At 46.1% G+C, this 20,447-nt stretch carries 20 protein-coding genes; 10 read left to right on the forward strand and 10 right to left on the reverse strand.

Annotated elements, in window-relative coordinates; all coding sequences use genetic code 11:
- Positions 1 to 60 precede the first annotated feature (60 nt).
- Positions 61 to 1,959: an FAD-dependent oxidoreductase gene (locus H0Z19_RS07190; protein ID WP_290725250.1), complete on the forward strand. Its 1,899-nt coding sequence runs from the start codon at positions 61 to 63 to the stop codon at positions 1,957 to 1,959.
- Between the two features lie 13 nt (positions 1,960 to 1,972).
- Here H0Z19_RS07190 and H0Z19_RS07195 read toward each other — a convergent pair whose 3' ends face one another.
- The 7 genes from H0Z19_RS07195 to H0Z19_RS07225 form a co-directional block, all read right to left on the reverse strand.
- Positions 1,973 to 2,923, reverse strand: a complete 951-nt coding sequence (locus H0Z19_RS07195; protein WP_290725252.1) for a PAS domain-containing protein — start codon at positions 2,921 to 2,923, stop codon at positions 1,973 to 1,975.
- 32 nt (positions 2,924 to 2,955) lie between these two features.
- Positions 2,956 to 3,342, reverse strand: coding sequence for a hypothetical protein (locus H0Z19_RS07200; protein WP_290725255.1), 387 nt, complete (start codon positions 3,340 to 3,342; stop codon positions 2,956 to 2,958).
- On the reverse strand, positions 3,339 to 4,670 hold the full coding sequence (locus tag H0Z19_RS07205) for an ATPase domain-containing protein (protein ID WP_290725257.1): 1,332 nt from the start codon (positions 4,668 to 4,670) through the stop codon (positions 3,339 to 3,341). Before H0Z19_RS07205 ends, H0Z19_RS07200 begins: the two co-directional genes overlap by 4 nt.
- Positions 4,645 to 5,007, reverse strand: coding sequence for a hypothetical protein (locus H0Z19_RS07210; RefSeq protein ID WP_290725258.1), 363 nt, complete (start codon positions 5,005 to 5,007; stop codon positions 4,645 to 4,647). The genes H0Z19_RS07205 and H0Z19_RS07210 overlap by 26 nt, the downstream gene beginning before the upstream one ends.
- A 115-nt stretch (positions 5,008 to 5,122) precedes the next feature.
- Positions 5,123 to 6,103: a PAS domain-containing sensor histidine kinase gene (locus H0Z19_RS07215; RefSeq protein ID WP_290725260.1), complete on the reverse strand. Its 981-nt coding sequence runs from the start codon at positions 6,101 to 6,103 to the stop codon at positions 5,123 to 5,125.
- A gap of 4 nt (positions 6,104 to 6,107) precedes the next feature.
- Entirely contained in the window at positions 6,108 to 6,470 is a 363-nt protein-coding gene (locus H0Z19_RS07220; protein ID WP_290725262.1) for a response regulator, read from the reverse strand.
- Positions 6,451 to 8,787, reverse strand: a complete 2,337-nt coding sequence (locus H0Z19_RS07225; protein WP_290725264.1) for a PAS domain S-box protein — start codon at positions 8,785 to 8,787, stop codon at positions 6,451 to 6,453. Before H0Z19_RS07225 ends, H0Z19_RS07220 begins: the two co-directional genes overlap by 20 nt.
- A gap of 84 nt (positions 8,788 to 8,871) precedes the next feature.
- Between H0Z19_RS07225 and H0Z19_RS07230 the strand changes: the two genes are divergently transcribed.
- The 3 genes from H0Z19_RS07230 (at position 8,872) to H0Z19_RS07240 (ending at position 12,117) form a co-directional block, all read left to right on the forward strand.
- Entirely contained in the window at positions 8,872 to 9,018 is a 147-nt protein-coding gene (locus H0Z19_RS07230) for a hypothetical protein (RefSeq protein ID WP_290725266.1), read from the forward strand.
- 572 nt (positions 9,019 to 9,590) lie between these two features.
- Positions 9,591 to 10,961 carry an OB-fold domain-containing protein gene (locus tag H0Z19_RS07235; protein ID WP_290725267.1) on the forward strand — a complete coding sequence of 457 codons (1,371 nt, stop codon included), beginning with the start codon at positions 9,591 to 9,593 and terminating at the stop codon, positions 10,959 to 10,961.
- Between the two features lie 4 nt (positions 10,962 to 10,965).
- The gene (locus H0Z19_RS07240; protein ID WP_290725269.1) at positions 10,966 to 12,117 is read left to right on the forward strand and encodes an acetyl-CoA acetyltransferase; all 1,152 of its coding nucleotides are present in this window, start codon (positions 10,966 to 10,968) and stop codon (positions 12,115 to 12,117) included.
- On the opposite strand, the gene manA is transcribed toward H0Z19_RS07240, so the two are convergent.
- Complete coding sequence (gene manA / locus H0Z19_RS07245) at positions 12,114 to 13,013, reverse strand: mannose-6-phosphate isomerase, class I (RefSeq protein ID WP_290725271.1); 900 nt, start codon at positions 13,011 to 13,013, stop codon at positions 12,114 to 12,116. The genes H0Z19_RS07240 and manA overlap by 4 nt on opposite strands.
- Before the next feature lie 216 nt (positions 13,014 to 13,229).
- On the opposite strand from manA, the gene H0Z19_RS07250 reads away from it, so the two are divergent.
- Positions 13,230 to 13,487 (forward strand): winged helix-turn-helix domain-containing protein, encoded by a 258-nt coding sequence (locus H0Z19_RS07250; RefSeq protein ID WP_290725273.1) that lies wholly within the window; start codon positions 13,230 to 13,232, stop codon positions 13,485 to 13,487.
- On the opposite strand, the gene H0Z19_RS07255 is transcribed toward H0Z19_RS07250, so the two are convergent.
- Positions 13,459 to 13,635 (reverse strand): hypothetical protein, encoded by a 177-nt coding sequence (locus H0Z19_RS07255; RefSeq protein WP_290725275.1) that lies wholly within the window; start codon positions 13,633 to 13,635, stop codon positions 13,459 to 13,461. The genes H0Z19_RS07250 and H0Z19_RS07255 overlap by 29 nt on opposite strands.
- Positions 13,636 to 13,827: 192 nt before the next feature.
- Between H0Z19_RS07255 and H0Z19_RS07260 the strand changes: the two genes are divergently transcribed.
- The 5 genes from H0Z19_RS07260 to H0Z19_RS07280 are packed head-to-tail and all read left to right on the forward strand — an operon-like array spanning position 13,828 to position 17,816.
- Complete coding sequence (locus H0Z19_RS07260; protein WP_290725287.1) at positions 13,828 to 14,283, forward strand: SipW-dependent-type signal peptide-containing protein; 456 nt, start codon at positions 13,828 to 13,830, stop codon at positions 14,281 to 14,283.
- 29 nt (positions 14,284 to 14,312) lie between these two features.
- The gene (locus H0Z19_RS07265) at positions 14,313 to 14,978 is read left to right on the forward strand and encodes a hypothetical protein (RefSeq protein ID WP_290725277.1); all 666 of its coding nucleotides are present in this window, start codon (positions 14,313 to 14,315) and stop codon (positions 14,976 to 14,978) included.
- Positions 14,979 to 14,992: 14 nt separating this feature from the next.
- Entirely contained in the window at positions 14,993 to 15,754 is a 762-nt protein-coding gene (locus tag H0Z19_RS07270; RefSeq protein ID WP_290725279.1) for a hypothetical protein, read from the forward strand.
- A 41-nt stretch (positions 15,755 to 15,795) separates the two neighbouring features.
- Positions 15,796 to 16,923 (forward strand): signal peptidase I, encoded by a 1,128-nt coding sequence (locus tag H0Z19_RS07275; RefSeq protein ID WP_290725281.1) that lies wholly within the window; start codon positions 15,796 to 15,798, stop codon positions 16,921 to 16,923.
- Entirely contained in the window at positions 16,920 to 17,816 is an 897-nt protein-coding gene (locus H0Z19_RS07280; protein WP_290725282.1) for a hypothetical protein, read from the forward strand. The genes H0Z19_RS07275 and H0Z19_RS07280 overlap by 4 nt, the downstream gene beginning before the upstream one ends.
- Here H0Z19_RS07280 and H0Z19_RS07285 read toward each other — a convergent pair whose 3' ends face one another.
- The gene (locus H0Z19_RS07285) at positions 17,817 to 20,339 is read right to left on the reverse strand and encodes a C25 family cysteine peptidase (protein WP_290725283.1); all 2,523 of its coding nucleotides are present in this window, start codon (positions 20,337 to 20,339) and stop codon (positions 17,817 to 17,819) included.
- Positions 20,340 to 20,447 lie beyond the last annotated feature (108 nt).

The following is a 20,447-nucleotide window of genomic DNA, read 5'->3' on the forward strand; positions in this document are numbered from 1 at the left end:
ATGTGTAAAATTCTACATCGATTCGAAAGGTTTATAGCATATCCAGCAGGTTAATCAAACATGAAACTTTTCGAACCCATTGAGTTCGGAGGAATGAAAGTCAAGAACCGCATAGTGATGCCCGCTGCCGAACTAAACTACCACACTCCAGACGGAAGACCGACAGAAAGGCTGTTGAGGTTCTATGAAGAAAGGGCAAAGGGAGGAATAGGCTTTGCAGTTGTTGGAGTTGCCAAGATTGAGCCCCACTTCTTTGGCGGGATAGCTGCTCACTCAGACGAGTACATTCCCGATCTCAAAAAAATAGCTGATGTATTCCACAAGTACGATGTGAAGTGCGCTTTGCAGCTTTGGCATCCCGGCAGATATGAAGTCTCATTCGACCCCTCACGCACTCCTGTAGCACCCTCACCCATTCCCCCACCAATATTCTCCAAACGCACACCTAAGGAGCTGACAAAGGAGGAAATCCTTCAGATAGAGGAGGAGTTTGCCGATGCTGCTGTAAGGGCCAAGAAGGCTGGCTTCAATGCTGTGGAGCTTATAGGCTCTGCTGGCTACCTCATATCGCAGTTCTTCAGTCCTGCCACGAATAAGAGAACGGACGAGTATGGAGGTAGCCTGGAGAACAGGACAAGGTTTGCCGTTGAGATTATTCAGAAAATCAAGGAGAAGTGCGGAGAAAGCTACCCAATCATGATAAGAATTCCCGGAGACGAGTTCGTAGAGGGAGGGAACACTGTAAAGGAGATGAAGCAGATAGCCAAGATTCTAGAGGATGCTGGAGTGGTGGCGATAAACGTCATGGCAGGGTGGCATGAGTCGAGAAAGCCTTTGACAACGATGCTCGTTCCGAGAGGAGGGTTTGCTTATCTTGCTGCCGAGATAAAGAGTGCCGTAAGCGTCCCGGTCATAGCCTCGCACCGCATTAACGATCCGCTTGTTGCCGAGAAGATTCTGCAGGAAGGCAAGGCCGACATGGTTGCCATGCTGAGAGCTTTGATCGCTGATCCTGAGCTTCCAAAGAAGGCTAAAGAGGGCAGATTTGATGAAATAAGATACTGCGTCGCCTGCAACCAGGGTTGTATGGACATGGTTATGCAGGCTCAGCCTGTAACGTGTCTGGTTAATCCTACTGTTGGGAGAGAGGCTGAATTCGATAACCTGAAGACTGACACTCCGAAGAAGGTAGTGATAGTCGGAGGAGGGCCAGGAGGAAGCATAGCGGCAGAGCTTCTGGCGAGAAAGGGGCATAAAGTTGTGCTGTTCGAGAAGACCGACAGGCTTGGAGGACAGCTCAACTTGGCTGCGAAATCACCCCTTGCCTATGAGTTTGCTGAAGTCGGCAAGTACTTCATGAACGTACTGCCGAAGCTCGGTGTTGACATCAGGTATAACACTAAAGCTGATGCGGCAAAAGTTCTGGCAGAGGAGCCTGATGTTGCTATCATAGCAGTAGGAGCCTCTCCACTGATACCGAACATTCCCGGTGTTGAGAATGCCGTGACGGCCTTTGACGTTCTCGCAGGCAAGGCTGAAGTTGGAGACAGAGTGGTCGTGATTGGTGGCGGAGGAGTTGGCTGTGATGTTGCAGCAGAGCTTGCAAATGAGGGCAAGAAGGTCACAATCGTCGAGATGCTCCCCAAGATAGGGCAGGACATAGGAATCTCCACAAGGTGGACTGTTCTGTTATACCTAAGGGAAAAGGGCGTGGAGATGCTCACAAACACGAAGGCTGTTGAGATAAAGAAGAACGCAGTTATAGTGGAGCAGAATGGTGAGAGGAAGGAGCTTGGCTGCGACACTGCTATTATTGCGGTGGGAACAAAGCCGAACAATGGACTTTATGATGAACTTAATGGTAAGGTGAAAGAACTTTACAAGATAGGAGACTGTGTGAAGCCGAGAAAGGCTCTGGATGCAACAAGGGAGGCTGCGGAATTGGCTTTGAAGGTTTAATTTTTCTAGTTTGTTATTTTTTGCTATCAACTTCTAGACTACCAACTCTTGGAAACTCTTTATCTAAGGCCACCTCGCTTACCCCAAGTCTCTCTAAAAAGGTGAAAGCTTCGATGAGTTTATCCGCAAGCTTATCAACTTTTTCCCACTCCTCATCAAGAGTTCTCACGATCTCCTCAATCGCATTAATCTGCTCATGAACTTTCTCATACACCTCTCCTCCCACCTTTACCTCTACCAGACCGTTTATCGCTGCGAGCGGATTTCTTATCCTGTCAACAAGAAGTGCTAAGTTCTCAGAAGCCGCCTTTAATGCTATAAGTGAATTTCTTACAACTTTCCTTGACTCCAGCATGAGCATGTTTTTCGCCACACACTCCCCTATAATGTTGAAAATTTCCAGATCTTCATCACAGATCTCAAACCAGTCGGGCAGGGAGAGAGTGAGACTTCCCATAACTCTATCCTGAACTTTTACTGGTATTGTGATCTCACCAGCTCTAATCGTTAGTTTCTGAACTTCTTCCGAAAATTTTGCGTCGACGAAATATTTCCGGAGAATGTTTTCAAGTTCATCAGCCTCTCCCGGAACATTCTTCAAAAGGTCTACAGTGGCTCTCAGCAGAGTTTCAAAGGATGCTAACCTTGAAATATCCCTGCTTACAACAACAACATACTCTCCAACTTTTCTGGCAGTTGCTTCCACCCAAAATCTTCTGCCGTCCCTTCTCCTCCCAAGCACCCTAAATCTAAGTTCAGCACCATCTTTCAAGGATTTCAGAGTCTCGATAATTCTTTCCCTATATTTTTCATCAACCAGCTCGTAGATCTTTCTGCCGATAACTTCCGAAACCTCATATCCGAGCGCTTTCACTGATGGTGTTGCAAAAACTATTTCACCATCGCTGCGAAGCACGTAAACACGATCCCTGATATTTTCTAGGACCAGTTTTTGGTAGTCCATATATTATCTTGGTCTTTATATTTAAAAACTTTTCAGGTCGTATCTTCGAGCAGTTTCAGAACTTTTTCGAGAACTTGATCTTCTCTTAGCCCTGGATGGTCGTAGGCAACGGAAAGGTCCTTAAAGTGTATCACCACAATGTTTGAGTTTTTCAGGAGCTTTTCAACTCCAACCTCAATCTCCTTCGTTAGTACAATATGTGGGATTCTGCAATCATTCCTGAAGGCGAGGAGTGGAATTACGTGTTCGAACCCCAGTCTCTCCAGAACAGTTACTGCAATTCTTTTTCCTTTTGGCCCCAATATCATGGCATCGAAAGTATGCTCGATCCCGGACTCTCCCCTAATTTTCCCTCTTTCCATAACCTTGTATCCTTTCTTTTCAAGCCCCTCTATGATTTTTTTGACGATATCCATCATCTCACCACAGGTTTCCTGTCCAAGATAAACTCCTTCACTTGGTTCGATGCTCTGGACATTCTTGCTTTTCGAACTGCAATTTCCCTCTTAAGCACACCATCTCTCTCCACAATCCTCAGTTCAATTACGTTATCAACGATTGTGCTTAAAAGTGTCTCTTTAACGGTCCCGCCAATCAAACTGATAACAACAGTTATCCCGTTCTTTTTCATCTGAAACACCACGTCCTTAACCACTCTGTGGAAAGCATCTCCGAATTCTCTTCTGATTGCATTCAGCCCGTCAATGAAGAGCATTGTGCGGTGGTCGAGAATCGTCTTTGAGATGATATCGTACAGCGCCCTTAGAGACAACATCCTCGGATTCAGGCTCAGAATCTCAAGTCCCTCTGTTTTTTCATACCCCAAGAACTTCAAAGTCTCTTCAATCTGCTGCTTTGGTTCTTCGAAGGAGATGTAAGTAACGTTCTCGCCGTTCATAGCACTGTTGGCTGCAAAGCTCAGCATGAGCACAGTTTTTCCTGCCCCAGAGGGTCCGATGAATGCGGTTGCCGTCCCCCTAATGATCCCTCCATCTACAAGTTCATCAAGGCCATCAATGCCAGTAGTTATTCTGTCCTTAAAGTCTACATTTGATTCAAGTTCCTCTACTCCGTGCATCAGCACTCTTATACCACCAGGAGGCCCCATTTCAAAGTTGTACACGGCCCTGTCCAGTGGCTTTCCTCTGAGCTTCAGTACATTCATCGTCCTGACCGGAGCTCCAGCCTCAGGAACTTCAAGCCTGAGAACTATAACTCCGTCAACAACAAACTCCTCAATTCCCTGTCCGATCTTCGTCTCGCCTATGGGCATCTCTTCAGTCATTAACACAACCGACTTCAGTTCCCTGCCTATGGTTTTGAGGGCATTGTGCAGAATTGCCCTCGACGTCTCAGGATTCACTGAGAGTACAGGAGTGATGGAGTCGATGACAATTCTCGCTGCCTTCATCTCGAGAGCATTTTTTGTCAGCTCTCTCGATAGTTGCATGAGGGCATCTTCGGAAGTGGGTGTCAGCATCTCCACGAATTTAAAGGAACCTTTCCTCTCCAACTCCTCGAAATCCATTCCGAGATTCTTCATGTACTCGTAAAACTCATCTTTGGATTCTCCAATGCTTATGTAAAGTCCATTCTCACCAAATCTTTTGGCTCCTTCATAAAGAAATTTAGCGCAAAACGTCGTTTTTCCGGAACCCGGATTACCCGCGATAAGTATTATCTGCCCCCTGTAAAATCCTCCAAAAATATCATCAAACCCTTCAATTCCGGTTTTTACCGCCTCCATTTTGAATCACCTTGCTGTATAACTCAGCCACCTCAATCAACTTTGTGTTATCACCGTTTTTAAAGTTTTTCAGGATTCCGTATGCTTGTATGTTATACTTCTTCAAATAATTGCTGAGAAGGAAATCGAGAACGTCAACTGCAATCTCAGAATCAAAAAACTTTACGAGAAACTCGTATGTGAGTTTTGGATTCTTAAGGCTTGCCTCGGCAAAGCTCATGCCGACTTGTTTCTTGCAGTGAAAGTCCACTATTTCGTACAAGCTGGGTGCTATACTGGAGAGGAAATCTGAAAACAAATTCCCCAACTGATCAATGCTTCTCATTATAATGGTCATGTTGGGTCCCCATGTGTGTTACGGCTTCGTGATATATATAAATTTAGGAGATTTCCAATGTAGATTTTCAGTGTGGATTTTTAGTATCGTAGTGTTACACTTTAAACCGCTTGTATTACAAACTCCAAGACCTCAACCTGAGAACGAATACTGATCCATTGGGTTGATTGTTCTCAACCCAGATCTCACCCCCGTACCTCTCAACAAGCTTTTTAACCAAGTAAAGACCCTGACCTGTTGATGCGGCCTTTCCGTATGCAAAACCCTCATCGAAAATCTTATCCTTTATCTCTTCGGGAATGCCCCTTCCGTAATCAACAACTCTTATCTCACAAAAGTCTCCCACTCTCTTCATCCTTACCTCAATTCTGTCTGTTCCTCCATGCTGTATTGCGTTCTGGAACAGGTTTTCAAAGATCGTCCTCAACCCTCTATCAGCAACAACCTCACAGTCACACTCAACGACTACAGGTATATCAAAGTTTTTTGCAACGTCCTCAACAACATCCCTAACATCGATTTTTTCGAGTTTACCTTCCACTACGGCTTCTTCAAAATCTCTCAGATTCTTTATAATTTTAACAGCCCTTTCTATCGACATTTCGAGTTTCTGCAGAATATTGTAATTCTCACAATCTCCGCAAAGCTCTTTGCTAAACTCCAGATATGACTCCGCAGCCGTGAGGGCGTTCAAGACATCATGTCTGAGAGCCCGGGTAAGGATAAGCAGCATCACCTTCTGCTCTTCGAACTTTGTCACGTCCGAGAGCGTAATAATCCCGAATTTTTCTCCCATGAACTGCCCTACACCTCCCACAACCTGGTAGATTCTGTATCTGCCATACTTATCTTTCACCCTCACCGAATAGGGCTCCACTCTTTCTCCTGCCAGTCTTCTCTTCATCGCATCTTTTGCCCGCTTTCCGTCTTCAGGATGGACAAAGTCGAGAATACTTTTCCCGACTATCTCTTCTGCAGAGATTTCTTCCGACAATTCCCGAAAAGCCCGGTTTACGTAGACTATTTCGCCTTTTCTGTCGTAAACTATAAAGGGTATCGGCAAAGCATTTCCGAGTTCTCTCAGCAGGTTCAGCATGAGATCACTTAAGGTATTTCTCTATCACTTCAATCAACTGCTTCCTGGTGAAGGGCTTTTCAATGACCTCAAGCGCTCCGGCCTCAAGTAGCTCTTTTCCCTTCTTTCTGGCGTATGCTGTGAGCCCTATGATTTTTGCCTGAGGGTCAATCTTCTTTATCTCCTTCGTCGCTTCAACACCATCCATTACTGGCATCATCACATCCATCAGCACAACTTCGGGTTTGAACATCTTGTACTTTCTGACAGCCTCCTCACCGTTTGTTGCTGGAATGATGTCATACCTATCGCCAAGCATAAGCTGCACGGTTTCGAGAACCGCGGCATCATCCTCCACAACCATAATTCTACGTTTGCTCAATACCATCACCTCTATTTTCCCTTTCTCTCCTCAAATACTCACTAATTGCTTCAGATTTAACCCATCCCTTTTCGAGCTGCTCGACCAACTCAACTATTCTGTCAAGCTGCTCTTTAATCTTTGTCTTCGCTTCCTCGTTGTCAACGTAAATTTCAACAAATCCCTGAGCAGCAGCAAGTGGATTGCGGATGTGATCGACGAGTATTGCGAACTGCTCGATGTTTTGTTCTATTTGCTCGTATGCTTTTCTTTTCGCCTCAAAAAGAAGTGCCTCATGTACAGCTATTGCAAGCTGTCCCGCAATCATTCTCAAAAACTCGACATCCTTTTCTTTGCTTTCCCTGCTCGCGGCCAGGATCACTCCCAGTTTATCACCCCTTGCAACTAGTGGTATTATGGCGTATCGAACCATTCCCGCTTTCAGCAGCTCAACTTCAAACTCGCTCAACGAATCTTTCTCAAGGAGGTTTACCACAACCTCCTTTTCGGCGTCAACGCTCTTCACCATGCTTTCTCCAATTTCTGGGTATGAAACTGTAAAGCCATTATCTCCCAAGACCCTGATGGCGAGGATGTCGCATCCAACCTTCTGCTTCAAAGCTTTTACGAGGTCTGAAAGCAAATCACGTATATTTTTGCCTTCAATAATACCGAGATCTATTGATCTGAGAATCTGGATTCTTTCAAGGGCATCCTTAAGCTGTGTTTCGGCAATTTTCTTATCCGTAACGTCTTCAAGTATGTTAACAAAAGCATAGGGGATGCCCTCTTTTTTCAGCAAGACTGGAAATACTCTGAGGTACCTCACATTTCCATCAACCTTTATCTCTAAATCCATCTCCTTGAATTCTCCACTCAGTCCGCGATAGAACTCCCTCATGAGTTCCGCGAGTTTGTCGGGGTCAAAAATGTTCAGCTCAGTCCATTTTCTGCCGATGACATCTTCTTTCCTCATCCCAACCATTTTAAGCACTGCATCGTTGCAGTCGAGAATTGTCATGTCCACCGAAGACAGAACTATGCCCAGAGGGGATTTTTCGAAAATTGCCTTGTATCTCTCTTCACTCTCTCTCAGTTTCTTCTCCAGATCTTTTCTCTGGGTGATATCTATGAGTGATACAACAACTCTCTTAGTTCCCGGAATCACAGAAGCTGTAACAATTGCATACCCCACCCTACCGTGCCTGTCCGCGTACTTTATCTCATACTCATTCGGTGCTAACTCGGGTTTTGCAAGCCTGAGCTTGTGAATTTTGAGAATCTCATTCCGATCCTTTTCTGGAAGCAAGATTGTGAACGGCTTTCCCATCAACTCGTTTCTGCTGAAGCCTGAAAGCTCCTCTGCTTTTTTGTTGGCAAAGATTATCCGCTCGCTCTCTATAACTAGAATCGCGGTCCCCGTGTTCTCCACCGTAAGCTCATAGAGCTTTTCTAACTCCTCCCTTTTCTTCCTACTCCTAAGCGAGTATATCGCGTAGGAAATGCTATCAGCAAGCTCTTCGAGTAGGGAAAGCTCTTCTTCGTCAAACGCGTCCTTCTCCGAAGCGTAAATGTTCAATGCTCCTGTAACCTTACCATTCACGCGTAGCGGTAATGATACTGAGGATCTGAAACCTCTCTTTAAAGCTTCTTCCTTCCATACTTCAAAGGACCCATCCTTTTCGATATCTCTTACTACGTATGCTTTTCCAGTCCTGATTGCCATACCAGTTGGTCCCTGGCCTGTATCGCCATAATCCCAGGTGACTTTTATTGCATGCGCGTAATCACCTTTGCCAGCTGTAGCCACAACTCTAACACTCTTATCTTCTTCTGCATATCCAACCCAGACGTAGGCGTATCCCCCCTCTTCAACGATTATCCTGCAAACTTCCTTCAAGAGTTCCTTTTCATCCCCAATTCTCGTTATGGCTTGGTTTGTACGCCCCAATACTCTCAAAACCCTCTCAACTCTTCTTCTGGATTCGGCTTCTTCAGAGAGGAGTCTTTCGTAGACTCTTAGCATTTTCTTTAGAAAAGCGAGAACGAACTTTGCAAAGTTTTCTGCAACAACTTCGAACTCCTTGTGCTTCGACAACTCTTTCGCAAGAAGTTCCATTCTCCTTATAACATCTTCCGGCCTGCTACCGCTTTCCCTAATCATTCTTTCTATAAACTCTTCATCAACTTTCTCAACCACACTTTCAGGATCTTCGCCGGAGAGAATAGCGGTGATGTAACCTTTAATCCTTTTCCTGATATCATCTCTTAGTTCAGGGGGAAAGTCAGATGATACCTCCTTAAACCAGTTTTCGAGGACTCTTTCGATTAATTTGCTTTCCATATCTGATCCCTTCTGACTCTGATTATTATGTGTATTACTATGTATATCAACATTTCGCCTAACTTTTCGTAAAGGAAGTGTAAGTTGACAGAAATCTATATTAACGGGATAAAGATGGGTGAGGGTTCTGTAATGAAGGTCAACATTGAACCGAATTCGGAGTCAACGGTTTTCGTCAAGGGCTACACGGGTTTTGGTCTCAAAGGTTGCAGAGTTCAGATTACCCATTGAGAGGTCTAGCCGGTTCAAAACATACATTCTCTCCGGATTTAACACAGACACGTCTGAAAGAGTTGACTGCCTTCCCATTATTGGAGTCGGTGAGGGCGAGATAGGGAAACGTGATTGAAAGTTACACCGAAGTTATAACTATCGTTAAAATAAGGAACGAGAACATATTGTTTCACCCAATGTAAACGATACCATTATATTATTGAGATAACAGTGCCAGAGCGATTGATGATTGCAGCACTCCGACAACCAGTAAACCAAAATCAGAGAGCACGCTAACGTTCTCAGTGAGGCTGAACAACAGCTTGCTCCAAGAGTGGGGTATGAGCCACATTGAGAAGGGGAAGAAAACAAAGGTTAGGGTTGATACAACCAATCACGAAGTCGGTGGTAAAAATCGAGGATCATGATCCAGAAGGAGTCTAAGTTCACCACATGACTGCTGTTTACAACTTAATTGCATTTTACTTTTTTATTTTTCTAGTTTGTTGAAAACACTCATTATCAAAATAACCAAAAAAGGCAAATTTTAAATAAAATCATTCTTAAATTTGCTAAATGGAGGTGGTTGTTTGGCTTACATAAGCAATTGCAGCGTTTATCTACCAGTATGGAAGCTCAGCAGAGATGAAATATCCGAGGAGACGGGAATGCCATCTCTCGGTGGAGAGAGGGCTGTAGCGCACTGGGATGAAGACAGCATTACAATGGCTGTAGAGGCAGCAAGAACCCTTGAAGGGAAGTTTGATGCTGTCATTTTTGCCTCAACCTCCCCGCCGTTCAGAATCAAACAGTGTGCAAGCCTCGTAGCTTCTGCACTCGATTTGCCAGAATCCACTTTCACGATGGACATCACGGACAGCATGAGGGCAGCTACTGATGCTCTCATCACGGCTAATGAGTTCGTGGATTCTGGCAGGTTTGACAGAGTTCTTGTTGTAGCCGCTGACAGAATTCCGACGAAGCCCGGAACTTTATACGAACAGCTTTACGGTGATGCTGCTGCCGCAATTGCGGTTGAAAAGGAGGGAGGGGCTAAAATTTTGGGCTACAACACGTCAACAAAACCCCTGCCCGGCTCATGGATGCTGGCCGGTGATGATACGGTCAGAGATTACGACATGAGGGTTGATGCGAGATATGGTTACGCTACAAGCGTTCAGCAGGCTGCAATGCCGTTGTTCGCCAAACTCGGCTTAAGTCCTGCAGATATTGACAGAATTGTTGCATCCGCACCCGACCCCAAAAGCTATTACGGACTCCTGAAGGCTGTTGGAGCAAGACCTGAGGAGTTCTACTTCAACAGTGTGGGTATTGCAGGCTGTGCGCACCCCCTCTTCCTGCTCGCAACGCAGATTGAAAAAACTGGCAGAATTCTGCTTGGTGGGTATGGAGAAGGAGCAGACGTTCTGGCAATTGAAATAGAAGACGCCATGGAGAGCAACGTTGGAAGGATGCTGGAAAGCAGGAAGGAAATAAGTTATGGCGAGTACCTCTACAACAGAGGGTTTGTTGGTATCAGAGATGCTCCTGACCGCCCCTCACTGACAAAATTCTGGAGAGATGAGAAGTCCATTATCCGCTTCTACGGTATGAGGTGCAAGAACTGCGGGACAGTAAGCTACCCCATTCAGCGTTGCTGCGTAGAGTGCGGGGCGAAGGATAACTACGAGGAGGTCAGGCTTGGCGATAGGGGGAGAGTTTACACCTTCACAATTGACTATCTAGTCATGCCCGGAAACTACACCGGGGATGGTGTGCATCCGCACGGCGTGGCTGTTGTTGATTTGGATGGGGGAGGCAGAGTTCTGTTCGAAGTTACCGACACAGTAAGGGACTTTGAAGGTCTTGAGTGCGATGCTGAAGTTGAGAGAACGTTCAGACTGCTTTTCGAGAAGAACAACTTCAGATACTACGGCTGGAAAGCCCGTTTGCCGAGGTGATTTTATGCGAGAGGTTGCGGTTATAGGTTGTGGTGTTACCAAATTCGGACACCACTGGGAAAAGGATCATGAGGATCTGCTTGTTGAGGCTACTTATGAGGCCATATCAGATGCAAATGTCGAGTTGAAGGATGTTGAGGCTGTTTGGTGTGGAACATTCTACCCCTCAACCGGAATAAGTGGTAATGTTTTCAGCGACACTGTAAAGTTCTTCGGTAAGCCGATAAGTAGAGTGGAGAACTACTGCGCAACTGGAATGGACAACATAAGGAACGCTGCCTTTGCCGTTGCGAGCGGTGCTTATGACCTTGTCATAGCTGCAGGAGTTGAGAAGCTCATGGACGCGGGTAGCAGAGGCTTACCGCCAATCGAGGGTATATTCAGCGTTGGCATGCCGTACGTCAGTGCTCCGGCAATGTTTGCCATGGCAGCAAACAGAGCATTCAAGGAGTGGGGATGGACGAGAGAGGATTTGGCATTAGTTGCTGTGAAAAACCACTACAACGGAGCGAGACATCCCAAAGCGCACTTCAGGAGCGAGGTTACAGTTGAAAAAGTTTTGAAGGCGCCAATAGTTGCCTCTCCGCTTGGCGTTTATGACTGCAGTGCTGTAAGTGATGGTGCTGCCGCTGTTGTGCTCACTCGCCCCGAAATAGCCAGGCAGATTGTTGGGGATGACTATGCGGTGATAAAAGCAGTTGGAATGGCGGTTGAAACCATGCACCCGTGGCATCGCCCCTCAGAGAGCTTTCTGAGCTTCCCTGCAACGGTTAAGGCGGCAAAGATGGCTTACAAGATGGCTGGAATAGAAAATCCGAGAAAGGAGCTTGACTTCGGCATCGTCCATGACTGCTTCACCATAACCGAGCTAATCAACTATCAGGACATGCAGCTCTGCAAGCCCGGAGAGGGGGCAGAGTTAATAAGGAAGGGTGTGACCGCCATAGATGGGGATTTCCCGATAAATCCGGATGGTGGTCTGAAATCATTCGGCCATCCAATCGCTGCAAGCGGTGTGAGGATGGTTGCAGAGCTGACAAAGCAGGTTCTCGGCAAGGCAGAGGGTCTGCAGGTTAAAGATGCTGAAGCGGGCTTTGCTCACAACCTCGGAGGGCCGTATTCGGTTGCCACCGTCGCCATCGTTTCGAGACCCTAAGCTTTCAGATATATTCTCACTATTTTTCCGCCTTCACTCTCTACCGTGAGGGATTCCGTTGTTGCAGGAACTAAACAGGAGTAGCCGCGATGCAGGTCAGCAACTTCTTTCCCCTTCAAAATGAAGTAGCCCTCAGCAGCGTAAAGAATGTTCATCACACCACCAGTATTAATTTCGGCAGAGCCCGTAACCTCTATAACCTCAAGACCAAAGTTTTCCATCTCTGCCTTTCCCTTCTTACCCTTGACCTCAAAATCCTCAACCTTCTTGGTGTTCAGAACCTTCTTCACCTTCTCGAAGTCCTCTTCGGTGAAGAAGTAGGCGAGGGTTGAGTTGGAGGAGACTTCGAGAACCCTCAGGTTCTCTCCCCCATGTGGCATGCCGGGTGGGATGACAAAGGTATCGTAAGGTGCGGTTTCAAAGCTGTTTAAGAGAGATTTGACGTCAAAATCCTCCTCCTTGAGCTTTTCTTCCAGCTCTTCAATCTTCACGTCCTCCTTAAATCCAGCATAAGCCTTTCCTTTGTTGAAAACCAGCCATACTGATTCAACCCCACCTTCCTTCTCTCCCAAGCTCTCAGCCGCTTTGTCGGAAGGATGAACATGAGCCGGAACGGGAGAGGATGCATCTATTAGCCTGACAAGGATAGGGAATTTGGTGAATTTTTCCGCAGCTTTGCCGAGCAACTCATCCTTGAATTTCGAGAATAATTCGAGCATTGTCATCTGCTGGCCTTTAACGAGGACGGTAGAGGGGCGTGATGGGTGGGCTGAAAACTCCCACGACTCGCCGATGCCTGCCTGCCTGAACCCCTTCAGAAGAGCGATCCACTCCCCTCCCCACGGCCTCTCAATCAAATTCTCCTGTGCCTGAAAGATAAAACCTGGAAGCTCCATGCATCCAGTTGTTGAAGGAATATATAAAACTTATGGGATAAATACATAGGCATGCGGGTGAGTTTGGTAAAATCGACTGATATCAGCTAACAAGCCAATACTTTTTTGTAGATTATTATTTACCATCATTATTACCACAATTAGTATAGCAAACATTTGATATAAACCGATAGATTTTTATGCAAGCTAAGCGACAGCCAGTCAACGGGGGAGAACATGAAAAGGTCCCGTATGGAGATAATTTTTGAAATCATGAAAAACGTTGATGCTGGTGTCAGCACAAAAACGAGGCTTATGTACGCCTCGAACCTCGACTGGAGGAGCTTTAGCAAGTATATCAGCTTTCTCGAAGAAGAGGGTTTTGTTGTTTGCACCAATGACAGCTATAGGTTGACGGATAAGGGAAAATTGCTCCTCCAGAAGATGAAAGAGGTTGCAGAAATACTCAGTTCGCAGGTAGCTCCAAAAATTTGAACAGCGATTTTTTTATCTTTACTTCCCCTTTTTCAACGTCTACGAAACCAGCAACCTTGAATACTTCCAGAAATGTCTCATCAACTTTTTTCCCCTTTAATAATTCGAGTGCTGCTTTATCCAGTTCCGCAAGGATATGGGAATACATTGAATAAAATTATGAAGTTTAAATTAATAAGGCTTTTGGTAAAATTTTACATGCTGCAAACATGTGCAAAAAGCACATTGTTCATGCAGCGGTAATATGCATGTGTTTTATTTTCATAATTTATATTAATACTGTGGAGTTAAGACTTATGAGGTGATGTGAATGAAGAAGTTCGGAGTTCTGTTCGTGGCCATGCTGGTGGCCCTCGGGCTGGTGGGTGCGACGTACGCCTACTGGGAGGATAGTCTGAGCATAACTGGGACGGTAGGCACTGGAACCTTAGAAGTGATATTCAACAGCACTGCAACATCAAGCGACAATGAGGAAACTTATGATGTTGGAAGTGTCCAGTGCGAGGTTGCTGATGACGGCAAAAGCGCGACAGTCACAATCACAAACGCCTATCCGGGATATCAGGCAAACTGTACTTTCACAATTGAAAACACGGGAACAATCCCGGCTAAGATAAAGGCTATTAACAATGATGCAACTGACCCACTAACTGTAGTGGTGGACGGGCTGAATGCTGGCGATGTGATAGAAACATCCAAAACGTTTAATGTCGTAACAACAGTCGGACAAAACGCCGCTGAGGACACACCATATTCATACACGATAACCATCGACGTCGGCCAGTTCAACGAGTAACTTTTTCATTTTTTAAAAGGTGAACAGAAATGTCAGCGAAGTATCTGCTGATTCCCGTAATGCTCCTCGCACTCAGCGTTACCTATGCTGGATTCAGTGATACGCTGTTCATCGGTGACTCTAACGCCCCGAACACTGTCACCACCACAGACATGGAATGGGTACTTAGTGGGGAACCTAATTGCTACGATAATATGACGACCAGCGACGTTTTCAATCCATTTAATCTGGCTGAAGACTCGTACGGTACTGTTTACTGCACCAAAAGTGACGTAGCTGGTGGTAAAACAACGATCTCGGTTACCGTTGCTAACGCCTACCCCGGTTACGCCTTTGGAATTGACGTGCAGATAAAGAACACTGGCAACCTCCCCTCCAAGCTGAGGGATGTAGTGATAGACGCTCCTGAGGAACTTAGAAACAGTGCGAGGGTTGCGTACGAGCTGAAATACAGTCTTGATGGTAACAACAACGTAGTCACCAAGAGAAATAGTGGCTTGACCCTCGCTCAATTCGAAAACGAGATAGAAAGTGAACTGGACGGCAAAGTCTTCACTCAAGGCGGTTACATATCTTTCGGCGACGAGGACAGCAACACAATCTGGATATACTTCCCACCAGACAGCAACCCACCGCAGGGTCGAACTTTGAACCTCAACATAACCTTCGTGTTCGGGCAGTTCAACGAACCTTAATTTTCCAATTTTTTATGAAACCCGCCTACCTTTTTATACTCCTCCTCTTCATTCCCACCACCGCAGCACTTTTTCACGATCACCTCAAACTCGATACTGCCGTGACGGTCTCAACCTCCGACGTTGACTGGGAGGTTCTTCTACCATCCGAAACCCATCTATGGAGACACCTACCCGACTATGGCGAGGCGAGGCTTGACGGTTGCTGGGTTGGTTGTATGGCAAAGTGCCTGTTTCTCCACACGAACTATTGCAATTGCGAAAAGCCTGACATAGCTAAAGCGAATCTCCTCAAGGTCGATGACGGTGTTATCTTCAGCATCGAAAACGCCTATCCATCATATGCGGCCGTTTCCCACTTCATATTCGTTAACAGGAAGCTACCTTCTGAACTCGATGATGTTGTCATCAACGCTGATGGGGATTTCAGAACAGTCTTCGTCGTTTTCTACGACACAAACCCTCACGACTGCAGAATTGACGGCTTTGTCGCTGTTGGCTACAACTTAACGGAGACAGAAGAAATCCTTGAGAAAAACCTCAAAGGAAAGGTGTTCAGAAAGGGCGGGTGGATTGCCTTCTGCAAGCCTGATGGTGACTACGAGGCCAACCTCACAACCTATCTCAGCAACCGGAGCGGTCTGAATGAAGAGAGCTTGAAGGGTATGCTCGAAACCGACAGCTTCTGGATATACTTCCCTCCCGACAGCAACCCACCTCAGAGCAAGTCAGTAAGCTACGAGATAAGGTTCAGGTTCAAGGCCTTTAGACCCTGACGTAAGCAACCCATATATATTCAAACCCGCACTTTTGAGCGATGCTGCTCACACTCCTTGCTCTGCTGATTTACTCCGCAATTCCTTTCCTCCCTTCCCTGCTGTCCTTCTACGCCAAGATACCTGCCGGAATTTTTCTGGCCTTTTCAGCCTACTATGAGGCGAAATTCTCAAACATCCCGATTTTCCGAAGGCCTGTAAGGCTCAAGAACTTCACATCACCCGTGAATCTTGCAATCTACGCCGCGATGCTCCAGATAGCCTTGCTGTTCACGCTCGGCGCTTTTATCGGCTTCGGGAAGAGCCCTTACTCATTCACCCCGCTCGGCATAACGACAAATTTCGCTTACGTTGCTTCAACGCTTTTCGGTGTGGAGCTGAGCAGAGCTCTTTTCGTAAGGATTTTTTCTCGCAAAATCGGCGAAAAGGCGGTTATAGCAGTTGCCACACTCTACTTCGTTCTTCTTTACCTAAATGACCTCAGGTTTTTCCCCACTGCACCTCTTGAAGTTCTCAAGTTTTTGGGCAACGATGTTATACCCCATTTCACCCAGCAGCTTTTCCTTACACTTCTGGCATACGTCTATGGTTTCAGGGCTTCGATAGCATTTATTTTCCCCATAACAGCCTTTGAGTGGTTCTGTCCAATACTGCCAAACCTAGACTGGACACTCAATGCAATGGTCAAAACAGCCGTTCCCGCTGTTGGCTACGCGATTCTCGAAAGGGAGCTAGAGCCGAAGAAGGTTGAACTAAAGAAGGAGAGCACATTATCATGGGTCGGATTTCTGACCGCATGCATTTTGCTGCTGCTCTTCTTTTCCGGTTCCCTCGGCCTTCACCCATCCGTAGTCGGTTCCGGAAGCATGAGACCTGCGATAGAGGTCGGCGATGTCGTCATCGTCAAAAATGTTGGCCTTGATGAGATAGAGGTGGGAGATGTCATACAGTACTGGGAAGAGCACTACACCGTAACCCACAGGGTTGTGGAAATTCATTATGATGGAGAGCAAAAGATTTTCATAACAAAAGGTGATGCTAATGACGTGGCTGATGATCCGGTAAGCGGTGACAGGGTTATCGGGAAAGTTGTATTTGTGATTCCGAGAATAGGCCTCCTGTCCCTCATGCTCAGGGATTTGCTCAAGATGTGGGGTGTTCTGCCTTGAAAATTACGAAGAGTAGTTTCAGAATTCTCGCTGGCACTTTGCTGGCAATCTCAATTCTCTGCATAGCAGGAGCGGTGCTGGTAAATCCTGAGAAGAAAGTTGAGGTTGTTAAGGACACAGTGGTTTTTTCTGACAGCTTCTCCGTTAAGGCTAAATTGAAAGATAACACCCTTTTCGGCAAGGGTGAGATTCAGACTGATCGCATTTTTCTGAACATAACTGAGAGCTGTGAGGCATCTTACCAACTAAGCGTGGGCTGCAGTTCGTGTGATAAGAAAGGGAGTTATGAGGTTATAATCAGCCTGCAAACGAAAGATTGGAGCAAGGTTGTTGAAAGTTTCTCTGGAAGCTTTGATGGCAGCTACACTCTCACTTTGCCCCTCGATCTCCACTACTACAACTCCCTCTATGAAAAAATTAGTAAGGAGCTCGACTACAAGGCATCGGAGCCAAAACTCGTTCTCACCATAAAAACCCATGCCGCCGGATATGACTACCAGAGAGAGGTTACAGCATCACTAGGATCCAAAATATCGAACTTCGAGTACGAGCCATCAGCTACGAAGGAGTTTAAGGAAAATGAAGAATTCACCGTCGTTGATCCCTCGTTAAGGATTTTGAAGTTCGTTCTTGTCCCGTTCTCCATAATTCCTGTCTTTGTGTTTGTATTGATGTTCAAAAAGTGGGAAATCGTTGAAGGAGACCCCTACGCCAAGTACTCCGATGTTGTTGTAAAAGCTCTGCATTTTGAAGACGGCAAAGTCGTGGTTGAAAGCGTTGAGGAGCTTCTGAAGCTTGCAGAATATCTCAACAAGCCGATTCTCAGGCGGGGTGACGAGTTTGCCGTATTCGACGAGGATGTTGTTTACGTGGTAAAAATAAAAAATGGATAGTCACCACCTCTTAATCCCCCACTTCCAGTAAACGTACAGTTCGAGCACGTCTCTGGTGTTTATGACACCATCAGGCTTGAAGTCATAGTACTCCACATAATCCTGAAACTGCGGCTCATTGAAATGCCACTGGAAGCAGGCAATGTCATTAAAATCAAGTCTTCCATCTCCGTTGATGTCTTCGTAAAGCCCATCTCCATCCAAATCCTTGGATCCGGCTGGAAGTTCAGTCTCGTTCTTTGTAACCGTCACAACCTTCGAAATGCTACTGCTCAGCCCCGTTTCATCCGTTACGGTTAGAGTGACAGTATAGTTACCGGCCTCGAAGTTGTGTGTAGTATCGCAGCCGTTCCCCTGAGTTCCATCTCCGAATTCCCAGATGCAAGTCAACTGCTGCCCGTCAGCATCAGTGCTTGTGGAAATAAAATGCACGCTCGAACCATTAACCTCAAATCTGAAGTCTGCAGCAGGTCTAAAGCTTGTTCTGAACCACCAAGTGTTGGAGTTGTAAACGGTTCCGTTGCAGTTTGCTTTTACCATCCACTCGTACTTTCTCCCCTCATCGAGACCGCTCCACTCCACACAAACATTCTTTCCCTCTCCGTAACCTATCAGGTTTCCTGAGGAGTAGAATTCAACGCTGCAACTCCTTGAAAGCGAAACACACAGCTCGACGTCAAGAGGCTGGCCGGTAGAGCCGTTTTGAGGGCTGATTGCAGTAATGTTCATGCCCTCAACTTTAACTTCAATCTCACCCTGCACGCTATCGTTATTGGCTGAAACTGTGAAGATGATTCTGAAAATTCCCGACTCTGCAGGAATCCACTTTATCGTCATGTTCTCACAAGAAACGCCGTCAGGAGCTGAAATTATGCTGCACTCGGCATCCAAGTTGGCGTTTATTTTGACTTCAAGAAGTTCACCCACGTGTGCCGTGACATTGTGGGGGTAGCTTATTTCGAGCTCATCAATGGGAGAGGCGTAAAAGGCTAACCAGCTTTCAAGCTTACCATCGAAAACTCTCAGCAGGTACTTCCCCTCGTAGGGAGGGTCGAATGTATACTCACGCACATCTTTCGCCTTGTCAACTAACTCACCGAAAATGCTGTAGCCCTTGTCTGGAAGATATCTGTGTTCGAGGTAGAAAACTTTTGCAGAAACCGTCCTGTCAAAATTGAACGTTGTTTTCCCCTTGCAGACCGTATCAATGCAGTTGGGTGGGATATCTATTTTTGGATGAGTTCTAGGCTGATTCCACTCAACGGCAGGGTACTGCAGTACGGGGTCGCCGATAAGCTCCGCCTCAAGGTAAATTCTCAGCATCCACTCCTCCTTTTTGGTTGAGGGGTTCAGCCTAATTCCCTCATCCTCCAACACTTCTTCCAGTGCCGCTTTGAAGGCGTCTCCAATCCTGTTCCCGGGAAGATGCTGTATTGTCTTAATCAAAATGTTGTCAGCGTGCATCACTCCGGCAACTTCCACGTACCCGTTTTTCTCAGCAAACTGGTAGTCGCTACCAGCAGTGCCGGTAAAGCCGATAAATGCTACACCTCCTGCATCATTTGTCAACAAAAACTCACTCCACAATCCCGGAGCCCAGCTTGGAAGGTATATATCCCTTATCTCATCATCAAAAGCCGCAGCGCTACATCCACTGCTGAGAACAACTGGTAGCAAGGGACGACTCTTGTCCAGCATGTTCATGTACCTCGTTGTATACATTCCACCGTCATCAGAGTCTAGAGCATAGGGAACACCATGCCCGACGTGAAAAACCAACCCGTAACCCCCCGAAAATGCTTCATCCAGAGTTTGCTTTATACTCGTCCACTCTTGATCGCTTCCCAGCGCTATCTCGCTATAAAAGCTCTCCGTAAAACCCAAGTCTTCTAGGAGTTTCACCGCAGTTTCACCCTGCCACACTTCATAGTCGTCTATAGTTGCTTTGTCTGAGCTGAAGGGGGCGGCATAAATTCTCATGCCGACCAAAACAGCGTTTCTGTAATTTCCGCTGTTAAACTCCGAAATCCACTCCTTAACTTTGTTCAGGACTTTTTCAGCTTCATCTACGTTACTCACAGGTATCCTTCCCACCGCAAAATCTGGCTTGAGGTCGTAGTCTGGAGAGGCGTAGAAGAAGTCAGTTGGAAACAGCTCTCCATAAACAAGCTTTGCATAATAACTCGGAGGAACAACGTCTGCATCGCCAAAAATGGTTATGTGGCTGGCGTTAACGCTCCTCAGAAAAGAGATTACTTTTCTCGCGAGGGTGTAGTTGTATTTCTCGTAAACTTGCTCCGTGCTGTAACCTTCAACCGGAGGGTCTTCGGCAGCACTGTAATCTCTCCAAATTTGCTCCACCGTTACGATTTCTGATTTGACACCCAAATTTTCATGGATCTGCTTAAGCTCTTCTGCTTGGTTGATTAGCTTCTCGGAAGTTATTATTACCTCTTTTCCACAAGCCGTTCTAGGAAATAAAACAAGCAAAATGGCCAATAATACTATCACTGAGACTCTCATAGTCATAGTTTCTCCTTTTCTAATATTTAAACATTTTCAAAATTAAAAAGGCTTGTAGTTTCCTAAAATTATTTCCCGCCATCGAACCACCTCCAGCAGTAACCCAAA

This window comes from Archaeoglobus sp. (genome assembly GCF_017656475.1).
In the GTDB taxonomy this organism is placed as follows: domain Archaea; phylum Halobacteriota; class Archaeoglobi; order Archaeoglobales; family Archaeoglobaceae; genus Archaeoglobus.